Below are 13,384 nucleotides of genomic sequence, written 5' to 3'. Positions count from 1 at the left end.
AAACGAGCCACTCCAAGAGCGTGGGAAATGTAAGCGCACTTTTGAGGCAGGAAGGGTTATTTTTGCGCTAAATCTGGATTCCTTATTTGTTTACAGATACTTTTTTTGGGAGTAAGATTTCATTCATGACGAACTGGTTTATACATTGAATAATCCTTTATCGCTGAATTCTGCAGTCAGAAACGGGGGAACCAGAGGGATGCGCATGTGCGCGTATGTCCCAGGGGTGAATCGCTTGATCTGGATCAGGTAAACGTCAAGTGTAGGGCTACTTTCAGGCCCGAATCCGTCAGCTAACCTCGTAAGCGTTACGAAAGAGGAATTTGTCGCGTGCCTCAGGTTTTTTTGAGCAGCCGCGGGAAAGGCCATCTTTCCTGCGGCTTTTTTCGTGCGAATGCATGGGATAGCATTGCTGGTTTGAACGGATAATGGCTAAACCAAGAGGGTACGATACAAAATGTCCCATATCTCAAACTGGTGGTGGAAATAAGGATGTCAATCAAAAGACTGTTGATTGGGCGGCCGTTGAAATCGACGGAATTAGGGGAACAAAAGCTGAATAAGAAGAAGGCGCTGGCCATTCTTTCATCCGATGCTTTATCGTCGGTAGCCTACGGACCGGAGCAAATATTGCTCGTGCTGGTTACCGTTAGTACAGCGGCCTTCTGGTATTCGATCCCGATCGGGGTCGGCGTATTGGTATTATTGACTGCTCTTATTTTATCCTATCGGCAAATTATTTTTGCATACCCGCACGGCGGGGGGGCCTACGTCGTTTCCAAGCAGAATCTGGGGATCTTCCCCGGCTTGATTGCCGGCGGCTCCCTGCTGGTCGATTATATTCTGACCGTTGCCGTCAGCGTGTCCGCGGGTACGGATGCGATCACATCGGCTTTGCCAAGCCTGCACGAGCATAAGGTCATCATCGCAGTTGTCTTTGTCATTCTCCTCACCTTGCTGAATTTGCGGGGAGTTACTGAGTCGGCTACGATTCTGGCTTATCCTGTCTATTTATTCGTTGTGGCTTTATTCATACTGATGGCCGTAGGGCTTTACAATATTGCGATGGGCCATGTCTCACCGGAGCTGCATGCGCCGATCGGCACACCCGTGGCGGGCATGACCTTGTTCTTGATCCTGCGGGCCTTTGCCTCGGGAAGCTCAGCTCTGACCGGGGTAGAGGCGATTTCCAACGCTATCCCGAATTTTAAGGAGCCCGCGCCGGACAATGCAGCCAAAACGCTGCTGGCGATGGGAGCCCTGCTCGCCGTTCTGTTCTCAGGTATCGTATTTCTGGCTTATTATTACGGGATTACGCCTCATCCGGAGAAGACGGTTGTCTCGCAAATTGCCGAGCATACGTTCGGCAGAAATGTAGTGTACTATTTTATCCAAGGCACGACGGCTTTGATCTTGATCCTGGCAGCCAATACGGGGTATTCGGCTTTTCCGCTGCTGGCCGTGAACCTTGCTAACGACCGGTTTATTCCAAGAATGTTCACGGTACGGGGCGACAGGTTGGGTTATTCCAATGGCATTATCAGTCTGGGACTGCTATCTATCCTCTTAATCATTGCCTTCCAGGGACAGACGGAGCAGCTTATCCCGCTGTATGCGGTCGGCGTGTTCATTCCGTTCACGCTATCGCAGACAGGGATCATGATGAAATGGATCCGTGAGAGACCGGCGGGCTGGGTCCCTAAGCTGATCATTAACTCCATCGGCGCTCTGATCTCCTTAACGGTTTCACTTGTATTCTTTTTGACAAAATTTACACGAGTCTGGCCGGTGCTGATCTTCCTGCCATTAATCGTTTGGCTGTTTTATCGGATCAAGAAGCATTATGAAGCGGTGGGCGATCAGCTGCGGCTGACAACCTGCGAGCCGGCGGTGCCGATTACGGGGAACGTCATTATTTTGCCAGTATCGGGAATTACGCACGTCGTTGACCATTCCCTGAATTACGCAAAATCTTTATCGCCGGACCAGATCATAGCTGTGTATATTCCGTTCGAGAGAGAGGATATCGCCCGTTTTGAGGAGAAATGGAATCGTTGGCGGCCGGACATCAGGCTGGTCACGCTGTACTCCCCATATCGAAGCATCATTACGCCGCTGGGCAAATTCATCGACACGGTACACCGGAAAGCGAGCGAGAACGATTACCAGGTGACGGTCATCATTCCCCAGTTCATTCCGAAGAAGGGATGGCACAACTTCCTGCATAACCAGACCAGCTTAATGATCCGCACCTACCTGCTCTACCGCAAGGATGTCATCATCACAACCGTGCCTTATCACTTGAAAAAATAACGCGATGGACGCGGCTGGATCGACCGTGTCAGCTGTGAGATGCTGTTGGATTTGGCTTCTGCTCCTGCTCGTGCGCCTGCCTGGAACGCTTGCGCACCAGGGAAGGCAGAGCAAGCAGATAATAGGCGCTTACGCCGAGCGTACAAATGCCTAGAAGATAGTGCAGCCAGGTAATGGAGACCCAGGCCGGGAAGGCTAGGGCTACAAACCCTAACGCTAATGAATGACCGAGCATCATGACAGGTTCGATCAGGGCGTTTACCCTGCCCATATTTTGCGGGGGAACGAGCTCCGGCATCCAGCTGCCGAGAGCAATGTTGATGGGGGCGATGGCAATCCCTTCAATAAACACAAGCAGAAGATAGACCTCGATCCGGTCGGTGAAACCCAGGCCCCCAATAAGAACGCTGGAGATGAACAACCCGGCAATGAGGATCGGGGTTCTTGTATAACGGCGAATTAGCTTGGGGCCGATGACACTGCCAAGGAGGAAGCCCACACCGAGGAATATCGTAATCATGGAAGAGTGGACCACGTAATTGTCAGGACTTAGCTTGTATTTCATGGAGAAGATCGGCAGGACGGCAAACACGCCGTTCACGATGCCAAAGAATAGAAAACCGGAAATGAGAACCAGAAGCAGCCGGTTGCCCATAATATAACGGAGTCCCAGCCAAAAGTCCTTGAGAAGCAGCGGGATGCGGATGTCTCTGATACGGTTTCGGCCGTTGGGCATGCGGGCATGTTCAGGAAAATCGCCTTTGGCAATCAGCAGACCGGACAATAGGAAGCTTGCACAGTCAATCATGATTGCTCCTTCAATTCCGATGAAATGATAAGCCGCCGCGCCGAGACTCATGCCGAAGAGCATGAACATACCCATCATCATCTGATTCAGGCCAGAGGCCTGCACATATTGATCTTGAGGGATACTGCCTTGCAGCAGGCCCATTTCTGCCGGTCCGAAGAACTTGGATATCGCACTGCGCAGAAATAGAATCAAGAAGCACGCGAACAATACATCGTAATAGACAAATAGAAGCAGCAGCAGTGTGAGTCCAGCTCGAATCCAGTCGCTGTAAGCAGCGATGAATTTGCGGTCGAGCCGATCGGCAATGACACCGACGATCCAGAATACTGCAAGGGTCGGCAGAGAATACATGAGCTCCGCCGTGGTTGCCAAAGCTGGGCCGTTCACTGTACAGATCTACCAAATAGTAGGCAAAGGCCATGTTGCCCACGACGGTGCCAAGCTGCGAGGCGAATGCGGCAAGGAATAGCTTGGTGAATGTTCTATTCCGAAAGAGTGAGATCATCACATCAATCCTCCTAATATGGTCTGCGTCAAGCTCAGGAATGCAGCAAGCGGTGCAGGTATTGAATCAGCGCCTCTTGCTGCATTTGCGTATTGGCCGTCTCCGGCCCGACGGTGATCGTATGCGTCAGAATGCCTTCCTGGAAAGAGGCGGCAAGCTTCGAAATGTCAGATACGCTCATGGCGGGGGAAAATTCGCCTTGATCTACCCCTTTTTGCAGCAGCGCCGCGAACCGTACAATCCCTTCCTCGTAACGCTGCAGCAGCAGCTCGCTGCGTTCCGAATCCCGCCAGCCAATCAGGAAATATTCGTAAAAGGCCGGCAGCATCCCTCCGCGGGGCGGCTTGAGCAGTTCGTCCTGCTGCTGCGAATATAAGGTTGTGATGACGTCCCAAATGCTAGCCGAAGTTTCGAGCAATTCCTCAATGTACTGTTCGTGCTCTGCGTCCTGATGGTCGAGCAGGGCCTCGAATATCTCCTCTTTCGTCTGGAAATATAAATAAATCCAGCCCCGGCTCATGCCGGTTTCTTCGATAATGTCCTTCAGTGTCGCTGCCCCGTATCCTTTCTCCGAGAACACTCGCTTGGCAGCATCGAGAATTTGCTGCTTGCGCTTTTCTCTTTGGCTGTCTGAAATTTTAGGTGACATCATCATGCTCCTCTCTGTAAAATGAACCGTGTGTCATTTATTTTTATAATAATGACACGCGGTTCATTTTGCAAGGGCGACTATCCAGGTTGAGAAAAAAACCTATTACTTCGCATTATTTACTAGGTAATAGTATCGGGAACAGTCGCTAACATATGAAAAAAACGCCGTGAGAAAACGGCGTTTAGCAATATCGTTGTTATCGTTATTCGTCAACCAGCAGCATCAGGATATTAGACTTTCGAACCCTGAAGCCTGTCGTACATGAAAAGTCACATACCGTTTCAGGCGTACTTCCCCGCCCCGAGATAAGGCGTCAAGCCCTTTGCGATCACATGATGGCCCCGGTCATTGGGATGAATGGGCAGGAAGCCGCCCAAGGCATCCTCAATTTTCCCTTTGCGGTAGCCGTAGATCAGTCGGCTTTGCTTGCCTTCGAACCAAAGATGGGTGGGGACGACTTTCGCATTGTAGCTTCGCGCGACTTCTTTCGTCGTTTGATTCAAGCCGCTGATCGCTTTGGCGGCCAGCGGGCTGCTCGGAAAAGGATTATATTGCGTACAGCAGAGAATTCGAGCATGGCTGGTATTTTTAATCTGAGTCAGAATCGCGTGCAAATTTTGTTTATAACGAGCTACAAATGGTTTTGGATCTAGAGTTTGCTTGCTGGTAAGCGCAGACAGAGCTGCATTTGCCAAATCCACGCCACCGATCCAGACCGAGACGACGGCAGAATGGCTGATCATGGAAGAACCCTGCCATACCGCTGCATCCAGCAAATCATAGGTGCTCCAGCCGGGCTGAGCCAGCACATATCCGGCCACCCTCCCGGAGCCAGATGCATTGGCCATGGACACGGCTAATTGCGGATAAGCTTTAGTGAAAGAGGAAGCATTCTCCCCGAATGTAATCGAGTCGCCAAGAGCGGTATAAATCATAGAAATAATAGCCCTTTCTTAATTTATAATTGCCTATCTTATCGTTATCATATGGCGTTAACATGTAGGGGGTGTCATGAGGGGTGGAGGTAAAGACACCGTATTTAGTGTATTTTTGAATTGAAAGAATATTTTAATTGATTCATGAGTACACTACAGAGTGTACATTCTGTACATATTTCTGTACAATGGGGGTGAGGAGGGATGAATATGCAAACTGTTCTGAATGCAACCGATGTTAGAGCGAATTTTGGTGGATTTATAGATACTATCGTGCGTGAGAAGCCTCAGGCGATTAAACGGAACAGAGATGTGATCATGGCATTCTCCAAACAACAAACGAAGGAATTGCTGTCTATATATGAATTGACCTTTGAGTACGAACAAGATGAAGATGGCAGATACGCTGGTTCAATCGAGCAAATCGAAGATATCGTTGCCGATGGCGAGACACTCGAAGAGCTTAGAGGTGAATTAGCGCGACAGTTAATTGAATATGCTCTGGACTATGAGAATAATTATTCGCAATATTACAATACGCCGAACCGGCGTAAGCATGCCCCGTATGTATTGCGTGTACTGCTGGAAGACGATATTGAGTCGGTTAAGCAAATGTTCCATGCCTAGCTGGAGTGATTTAGAGAATTTTTTAAGACGTGACGGCTGGGTGATGATTCGGCAAACGGGCCGTGATAAAATTTATCAGAAAACTTTGCCAGACGGTCAGATATTACGGTCTGCCGTATCTAAAGGTACGGGTGAAATTGGTAAGGGGTTGTTTAACCGTATACTAAAACAGCAATTAAGAGTGGATAAAGAATACTTCAACTTGCGAAAGTGAAACGCTATAGCGTAGAGAAAAATTCTTGACACCATCCTGCCCCGATGATAATATACAAAATAATCCAAGTTAGTTGATGTGAATTAACAGAATTAAATTGACTTCACCGGACCGCCGGAGGGTCTCTCTTATCGAACAGTGGCATGTAATATGCCTTTCGATCAGGGGGACCTTTGTGTTTTCTTAGGGACTTTTTGAGGATTGGTGAAAGGAAGAGAAGGGGGAGCTTGATATGGAAAAGAGAAAGTCCAAACGGGCAGCACAGGGAGTTATCGCGGCGGCTTCGGCTTTGCTGCTGGCGGTGGCATTGTCCGCCTGCAGTGCAAACGGCAGCGGAGGCCAGGCGGAGGGCCGCTCGGCCTCGGGGGGAGCAGCAGCCACGCCCTCCTTAGAAGCAGCGACAGCGGATGCGCCGTCCGAGACGAGGGATATTACGATCCGCATCGGATATCAGAAATACGGGACGATCAATATTCTGAAAGCAGACGGAGCGCTGGATCGCCGCCTGGAGGAAGAACGCAACATTAAAATCGAATGGACGGAGTTCCCGGGTGGGCCGCAATTGCTTGAGGCGCTAAACGTAGGGAGCATCGACGTTGGGCATACGGGAGAGGCGCCGCCGATTTTCGCTCAGGCTGCGGGTGCCAAGCTCGTCTATCTGGCGCATGAGCCGGCCAGTCCCCGAAGCGAGGGGATTATCGTGCCGAAGGATTCGCCGCTTCAATCCGTCGCCGAGCTGAAAGGGAAAACCGTTGTGCTCAACAAAGGCTCTAATGTTCATTATTTGCTGGTAGAGCAGCTGGAGGAGAACGGTGTAGATTATAAAGATGTCGATGTAAAATACCTGCCGCCCGCTGATGCCCGCGCCGCATTCGAGAAGGGAAGCGTGGATGCCTGGGTCATCTGGGATCCATTCCTCGCCGCTGCGGAGACCGCCACGGGGGGCAGGGTGATTGCCAATGGGGAGGGCGTTATCTCCAATCATGAATTCTACCTGGCCACCCGTGAATTTGCCGAGAAGTATCCGGATCTCGTAGAGATTCTGCTGGAAGAGGCGGATAAGATCGACGCTTGGTCCAAAGACCATCCGCGAGAGCTCGCGGAAAAGCTGTCGCCCCAGCTCGGAATTGATGTCGAATCTCTGGAGCTGGCCGCAGGCCGCAGAGCCTACGGCATTCAGCGGATCGACGAGGAGCTGGTGCAGGCCCAACAGTCGATTGCCGATACCTTCCATGAGCTGGGATTGATCCCGGATAAGCTGGACATCCATGATGCCATTTTAAAATAAACACGTATAACGGACACGGACATAGATGAGGAGGAGAAAAGTGATGAAAGTATTTTGGTTCATACCGACCCATGGAGATGGGCGTTATTTAGGTACCAGTCAAGGCGCGCGTGCGGTGGATCTTCATTATATGCAGCAGATTGCCGTCGCGGCCGACCGGCTCGGCTATGAGGGCGTATTGATTCCAACGGGCAGCTCCTGCGAGGATCCGTGGGTAGTCGCTTCGTCGTTAGTGCCTGTTACGCAGCGTCTGAAGTTTCTCGTCGCGCTCCGGCCGGGGCTGACCTCGCCGACGCTTGCGGCGCGGATGGCCGCGACATTGGATCGTATTTCGGACGGCAGGCTGCTGCTGAACGTGGTGGCCGGTGGCGATCCCGTGGAGCTGGCCGGGGACGGCTTGTTTCTTGATCACTCCGCGCGTTATGAGCTGACGAGTGAATTTCTCGATATTTGGCGCCGGGAGCTCTCTGGGGAGACCGTTGATTATGAAGGGAAGCATCTTCGGGTCGAAGGCGGGCATATTCTATATCCCGGCATTCAGAAGCCTTATCCGCCACTCTGGTTCGGCGGCTCGTCGGAGGCGGCGCAGCAGGTGGCTGCGGATCATGTCGACGTCTACTTGACCTGGGGTGAGCCACCGGCCGAAGTAGCGAAGAAAATTGCCGGGATGCGCAGGCTGGCCGAAGCGCGGGGACGCACGATCCGGTTCGGCATCCGCCTCCATGTCATCGTTCGCGAGACGGAGAACGAGGCCTGGGCTGCGGCCCATGATCTCATCAAGCATCTAGATGAGGAGACGATCGCCGCGGCGCAGAAAATTTTTGCCCGTTTCGATTCGGTCGGGCAGAAGCGGATGTCCACGCTGCATGGCGGCAGCAAGGAGCAGCTGGAGATCAGCCCGAATCTATGGGCAGGGATTGGCCTTGTCCGCGGCGGCGCAGGCACGGCGCTGGTCGGCAGTCCGGACATCGTCGCTGAGCGGATGCAGGAATATGCGGATCTCGGGATCGAGACGTTCATATTCTCGGGTTATCCGCATTTGGAGGAGGCCTACCGCGTGGCGGAGCTGCTGTTCCCGCTGCTGCCGCTGCAGCAAAGAAGCGAGGCGGCGGGGCCGTCATCCATCAGTCCGTTTGGCGAGCTTATAGCAAACAATGTGCGGCCAACGCCGAAGGCATCGGCACATTAAGAGGAGTCGATACGAATGGGAAAGAAGAACTGGCATTTACAGGCCCTGCCTTGGTACATCCCCCTGTTCATTCTGATCGTCTGGCAGGTGCTCGGCAGCACGGGGCTGATGCCCGAACGCACGCTGCCGTCGCCGGTGGAGGTGTTCCAGGCCGGCTGGAAGCTCACGACGAACGGGGAATTGGCGGCGGCAATCGGCATCAGCACGTGGAGGGCGCTGATCGGCTTTATCATCGGCGGCTTGCTGGGTTTCGTATTGGGATTATTGAATGGAGTCATCCCGCTGGCGGAGAAGCTGACGGATTCCACGATCCAAATGATCCGAAACGTACCGCATCTGGCGATGATTCCGCTCGTGATCGCCTGGTTTGGCATCGGGGAAGAGGGCAGAATTTTTCTTGTCGCGCTGGGCGTATTTTTCCCGATTTACATTAATACGCTGCATGGCATCCGCTCGGTCGATCCAAGCCTGATTGAAATGGGACAGGTGTACGGGCTGCGCCATTGGGAGCTGTACCGGCGCGTTATACTGCCAGGCGCGCTGCCGTCGATTCTGGTGGGCTTCCGTTTCGCTCTCGGCATCATGTGGCTGACGCTAATCGTGGCCGAGACGATCGCGGCCAATTCCGGCATCGGATATATGGCAATGAATGCGCGGGAGTTCTTCCAGCTGGACGTCGTGGTGCTTAGTATTTTACTGTATGCACTGCTTGGCAAATTATCAGATCTGATGGCCAAAGGGTTTGAAAGGAGGTGGCTGCGATGGCATCCGCATTTCGCCAAAGAAGGCTCGCGATTCAAGAGCGTCTAAGAAAGGATACGCCTCGGGAGCCATACCTCGATGCGCCGCCGAAGGAACCCTCCCTGCAGGCCGAAGCGGACGAGAACCGGGAGCAAATTGCGCAGGATAACACTGCGACTAACGGCGTATCGATTGAGCTGGACGCGGTGTCCAAGCAATTCGGCAGCAAGCAGGTGCTGCGGAACATTCAAATGTCGGTGCAGCCCGGCAGCTTCGTGGCCATCGTCGGCCAGAGCGGCTGCGGCAAAAGCACGCTGCTGCGCCTTCTATCGGGGCTCGATCAGGCGAGCGGCGGATCCTTGAGGCTGCAGGGGCAGGAGGTTCAGGGCATTCACCCTGCAACGAGGTTCATGTTCCAGGATTCACGGCTGCTGCCTTGGAATACTGTGCTGGACAACGTGAAGCTGGGTCTGACCGGCTCGGGTTCCAACGATCCGCGGCGGCGAGCCTATGAAGCCCTTGAGCTGGTCGGGCTGGCGGATCGGGCTGAGGAATGGCCGTCCGTCCTGTCCGGGGGCCAGCGGCAGCGGGTCGCTTTGGCCCGGGCCTTGGTCGGGAATCCGCGCCTGCTGCTGTTCGATGAACCGCTTGGCGCGCTGGACGCGTTGACACGTATCGAGATGCAGCGCCTGATTGAGCATTTATGGAAGCGGCGGGGCTTTACAGCCGTTATGGTTACGCATGATGTGAGCGAGGCAGTGGCTTTGGCGGACCGGGTCATTCTGATCGAGCAGGGGGAGATTGCGCTGGACCTGCAAATTACGCTGGCCCGGCCGCGCCCTCGGGATGCGGGCTTTGCCCATTTTGAACAGATCATTCTTGACCGGGTATTGGCTCGGGATGACGGGGAGCCGCCCAGCCCTCATGTGCCTTTATACGATATTTGATGGGATTGTCCGGTTCTGGAAATAAAATGGCACGCATAAATATGAAGCATACTCCATACGGAATCATTCACCAATCAAGCGATCCTGCCTCAGGATCGCTTGATTGGTTTCTCAAGGTGTAATTAACGGGGCGATTTGCTCTGCGGGAGTGTGAGAGAGACATGCGCGCCAAAGGAAAGTGGATCAATTCTCCGTATGCTTATGCGCTGGGGATGTTCGCGATGATGGTGCCGAGCCAGGCCTTCAGCTCGTTTTACAGCTACTTCTATGTGGAGAAGCTGGGGCTGGGCATTGGGCTGGCTACTTTGGCGCGAATGGTTTTTCTTATCTGGGATGCCGTCAATAATCCGTTATTCGGGTACTGGTCGGACCGGACGCATACCCGTTACGGCCGCCGCAGGCCATGGGTGTTCGGGGCGATGCCTCTGTTCATGCTGTGCTTCGTACTCCTATTCTCCCCTCCAGATGGACTCGCGGAGCGAGGGCTGTTTAGCTGGTTTCTTATTATGCTTGTTCTCTTCGAGGCCGTGGCTACGGTGTTGTGGGTGAACTACGGGGCCCTGTTCCCGGAGCTGTTTCGCGGAGACCGCCTCCGCGCCAAAGCCTCTGCAATTCAGCAGGGCTACCAGGTTGCGGCGCTGCTTGTCGGTACGGCATTAACGCCTCTTATTTTTACAGCAGTTGGCTTTTCCAAGATGGCTATTCTGTATGCGGGCGTATTCGCTGTATTTATGTTCCTCTGCATGATGAGCGTGCGGGAACAGGGAGAAACGGGCGAAGGAGAGCCGCTGCGGCTGCTGGCCGCATTTCGGGAGACGCTGCGGAATACAAAGTTCTGGGTGTTCAATATCGCCAATTCTTTTGCCCAAACGGTGAACGGGCTGGTCAGCTCGATCATTCCCTTTTACGCCAAATACGTACTAGGGATTCCAGAGGCTTCCGTATCGATCCTGCTGGCTTCTGTGTTCGTATCGGTCATTCCGATGGTGTTCCTATGGTACTGGATCATTCGCAGCATGGACGGTGTCAGAGCCTGGCGGCTGTCGCTGATTGCGTACGGCTTATCCGTTATCCCGCTTTGGTTCGGCCATAATTTGGCCAGCGGTCTGCTGGCAGGCATCGTGTTTGGCTTTGGGCTCGCAGGCTTCCTGGTGACTCCGGCGCTGGTGGGAGGCCGAATTATTGATGAGGATGCCGCCAAAACCGGCTTAAGACGGGAAGGCATCTATACGGCGGTGAGCGGGTTCATAACGCGTTCGAGCGGGCTGATCTCGGCGCTGGCTTTTTTCGTGGTGGGCCTTATTTTCGGGTATGAGAGCGGAGAGCGTCCGGGGCCTGAACCGGCGCTGGCGTTTCAATGCTTAATCAGCGTCGTACCGCTATGCCTGCTGCTCATATCCGTCATCATATCTTATACGATAAAATTCGATTTTCGGGAAAATCATACGGAAGGGAGCCGTGGCAGCCATGAATAGAAAATTGATCATCAACTGCGACGATTTCGGACAAAGCGCGGCTATGAATGAGGCGATCATGCACCTGCTGGAGGAAGGCAAAGTGTCATCGGCGACGATCATGGCCGCAGCCCCCGGCTTTACAGAAGCCGCAGCCTGGAGCGCCCGCCGGGGGCAGCCCAATATCGGCCTTCACTTAACATTGACGAGCGAATTCGAGGCGCTGCCCTGGGGAAGCTTAACCGGCGATATTTCGCTCCAGGATGAGAGCGGCCGTATGCATAAGACTATAAGGGAGTTTGAGCAAAAGGCGCGAACCAGAGCGGTAGCCAAAGAATTGGACGCCCAATACGAGCGGGTTCAGAAAGCCGGAATAACGATCAGCCATATCGATAATCACATGGGCAGCCTGTACGGCATAGCAACGGGACGCAGTCTGCTGCCGCTCATGTTCTGGAAGGCATCGCGGTGGAAAGTGCCTGCGCGGTTTTTTCGCTGCATTGTTCCTGATGACCCGCTGTTGAGTTCGTTGTCCGGCATTGAACGTCCGGTCGCACTTGCTGCAGCGCTTGCAGATGCGCTGGGAGTGCCGATCCCGGACTATTTATTATCGCATTCCTTTGGCTTGCAGGCTGGGGAGACGTACGACAGCTTCAAGCAGTCGATCATTGGCAAGCTCTACAGGCTTCCGTCCGGCGTAAGCGAGATGTATTTTCACCCGGGAAGAGAGAATTCATGGATGTTGGCGCATATTCCGGAATGGGAGAAGCGGGTATGGGAGTTTCGTTTGCTGCTTGACGATGATTTTGCCTACGCGATGCAGGATGCACAGGTGGAACTGGTGGACTATCGCTACGTACAGAAGAAGCTGCGGCGTCCCCGGATCAGGTCAGGGATCAAGCTTGTGCGGGAGCTTGCGAGGTGATGATGCTGATTCTGGCTTGCTGTTTATCATTGGGTGGAATTTTTGCTTAGGTTTGAACATGGCCGGCATGTCTGTAGTTGGAGGAATTGCCTAATTCTTAAGGCCTAAAGTTGGAAATGTTCATAGGGGGCTCCTAGGCAGTTCATAGGCGGATTATGATTAAAGGCACCTTTCGCGGTTCCCGTCTGCCATTTATTTCATATTAGTGATTTATATAGATTTCATTAGCCTATCGCCATCCTGTCCCTTATAGGTATACCGGTTTATTCCTTAAAAGTAGGCATTTTGGTAAAATATCAGACACTAATATTTTCCTGAAATGAGGTTGGACAAGCTTGAATAAGGTGGATCCTGGCCGGGTCGGGGGCTTGGCACGCGACCTGGAGCGTTTGGAGCGCACGATGGAGAACGGAATCACGGGAATGTCCAGGGAATTAAACCGACTCATAAGCGATGTGGAGGCGGCCTATTCCGATCCGTCCGAGCACTACGTGCGTTCCGCGGCGCGTGAGGCTAGCGGCCTGTTGCGGGAAATTGACAAGCTGGCCGAGCGGATTGACGAGCAGATGAGGAGGAAGGTTCAGGCTTTACGTTATGCGGAAAATACTTACATAAAGGCAGAGAAGGATTCGGCAAAGGCGACCGGGGTGAAAAAGTCAGCGACGTTTACCCTGAAGGGGACGATTCAGAGCTGGTTTCAGCGCTTCATGGAGAAAGCGAGACAGAATGTCGCTGATCCAGGCGAGGCTTCGTCTGCAGCGTCGCGGCCATCGCTGCTGCAAT

The 13,384-nt window shown here is 53.2% G+C and carries 13 protein-coding genes and 1 riboswitch; of the genes, 10 read left to right on the top strand and 3 right to left on the bottom strand.

Annotated elements, in window-relative coordinates:
- Positions 1-151: 151 nt before the first annotated feature.
- Positions 152-324: riboswitch (cyclic di-AMP (ydaO/yuaA leader) on the top strand.
- A gap of 168 nt (positions 325-492) precedes the next feature.
- Positions 493-2,313, top strand: a complete 1,821-nt coding sequence (locus tag GNP95_RS24530; protein WP_155613445.1) for an APC family permease — start codon at positions 493-495, stop codon at positions 2,311-2,313.
- A 28-nt stretch (positions 2,314-2,341) separates the two neighbouring features.
- On the opposite strand, the gene GNP95_RS24525 is transcribed toward GNP95_RS24530, so the two are convergent.
- The 3 genes from GNP95_RS24525 to GNP95_RS24515 form a co-directional block, all read right to left on the bottom strand.
- A complete protein-coding gene (locus tag GNP95_RS24525; RefSeq protein ID WP_330163608.1) occupies positions 2,342-3,511 on the bottom strand; it encodes an MFS transporter in 1,170 nt (389 codons plus the stop codon).
- Between the two features lie 152 nt (positions 3,512-3,663).
- Positions 3,664-4,284 (bottom strand): TetR family transcriptional regulator, encoded by a 621-nt coding sequence (locus GNP95_RS24520; RefSeq protein WP_155613444.1) that lies wholly within the window; start codon positions 4,282-4,284, stop codon positions 3,664-3,666.
- 278 nt (positions 4,285-4,562) lie between these two features.
- Positions 4,563-5,216: an SGNH/GDSL hydrolase family protein gene (locus GNP95_RS24515; protein WP_155613443.1), complete on the bottom strand. Its 654-nt coding sequence runs from the start codon at positions 5,214-5,216 to the stop codon at positions 4,563-4,565.
- A gap of 210 nt (positions 5,217-5,426) precedes the next feature.
- Between GNP95_RS24515 and GNP95_RS24510 the strand changes: the two genes are divergently transcribed.
- The 9 genes from GNP95_RS24510 to GNP95_RS24470 form a co-directional block, all read left to right on the top strand.
- Complete coding sequence (locus GNP95_RS24510; protein WP_155613442.1) at positions 5,427-5,843, top strand: hypothetical protein; 417 nt, start codon at positions 5,427-5,429, stop codon at positions 5,841-5,843.
- Complete coding sequence (locus tag GNP95_RS24505) at positions 5,836-6,057, top strand: type II toxin-antitoxin system HicA family toxin (RefSeq protein WP_155613441.1); 222 nt, start codon at positions 5,836-5,838, stop codon at positions 6,055-6,057. Before GNP95_RS24510 ends, GNP95_RS24505 begins: the two co-directional genes overlap by 8 nt.
- Positions 6,058-6,289: 232 nt before the next feature.
- A complete protein-coding gene (locus tag GNP95_RS24500; protein ID WP_155613440.1) occupies positions 6,290-7,345 on the top strand; it encodes a sulfonate ABC transporter substrate-binding protein in 1,056 nt (351 codons plus the stop codon).
- Between the two features lie 43 nt (positions 7,346-7,388).
- Positions 7,389-8,534, top strand: a complete 1,146-nt coding sequence (gene ssuD / locus GNP95_RS24495) for an FMNH2-dependent alkanesulfonate monooxygenase (RefSeq protein WP_155613439.1) — start codon at positions 7,389-7,391, stop codon at positions 8,532-8,534.
- A 15-nt stretch (positions 8,535-8,549) separates the two neighbouring features.
- Positions 8,550-9,344, top strand: a complete 795-nt coding sequence (gene ssuC, locus GNP95_RS24490) for an aliphatic sulfonate ABC transporter permease SsuC (protein ID WP_155613438.1) — start codon at positions 8,550-8,552, stop codon at positions 9,342-9,344.
- Positions 9,296-10,222, top strand: a complete 927-nt coding sequence (locus tag GNP95_RS24485; RefSeq protein ID WP_155613437.1) for an ATP-binding cassette domain-containing protein — start codon at positions 9,296-9,298, stop codon at positions 10,220-10,222. Before ssuC ends, GNP95_RS24485 begins: the two co-directional genes overlap by 49 nt.
- A gap of 161 nt (positions 10,223-10,383) precedes the next feature.
- Entirely contained in the window at positions 10,384-11,697 is a 1,314-nt protein-coding gene (locus tag GNP95_RS24480) for an MFS transporter (protein WP_155613436.1), read from the top strand.
- Positions 11,690-12,601: a polysaccharide deacetylase family protein gene (locus GNP95_RS24475; protein WP_155613435.1), complete on the top strand. Its 912-nt coding sequence runs from the start codon at positions 11,690-11,692 to the stop codon at positions 12,599-12,601. The genes GNP95_RS24480 and GNP95_RS24475 overlap by 8 nt, the downstream gene beginning before the upstream one ends.
- 335 nt (positions 12,602-12,936) lie before the next feature.
- The coding region (locus GNP95_RS24470; RefSeq protein ID WP_155613434.1) for a hypothetical protein at positions 12,937-13,384 on the top strand (448 nt) is incomplete at its 3' end.

The sequence above is a fragment of the Paenibacillus woosongensis genome, assembly GCF_009725165.1.
GTDB classification, from domain to species: domain Bacteria; phylum Bacillota; class Bacilli; order Paenibacillales; family Paenibacillaceae; genus Fontibacillus; species Fontibacillus woosongensis.
Note: the sequence above shows the minus strand (reverse complement) of the source record. Positions and strands in the feature narration are given on the sequence as shown.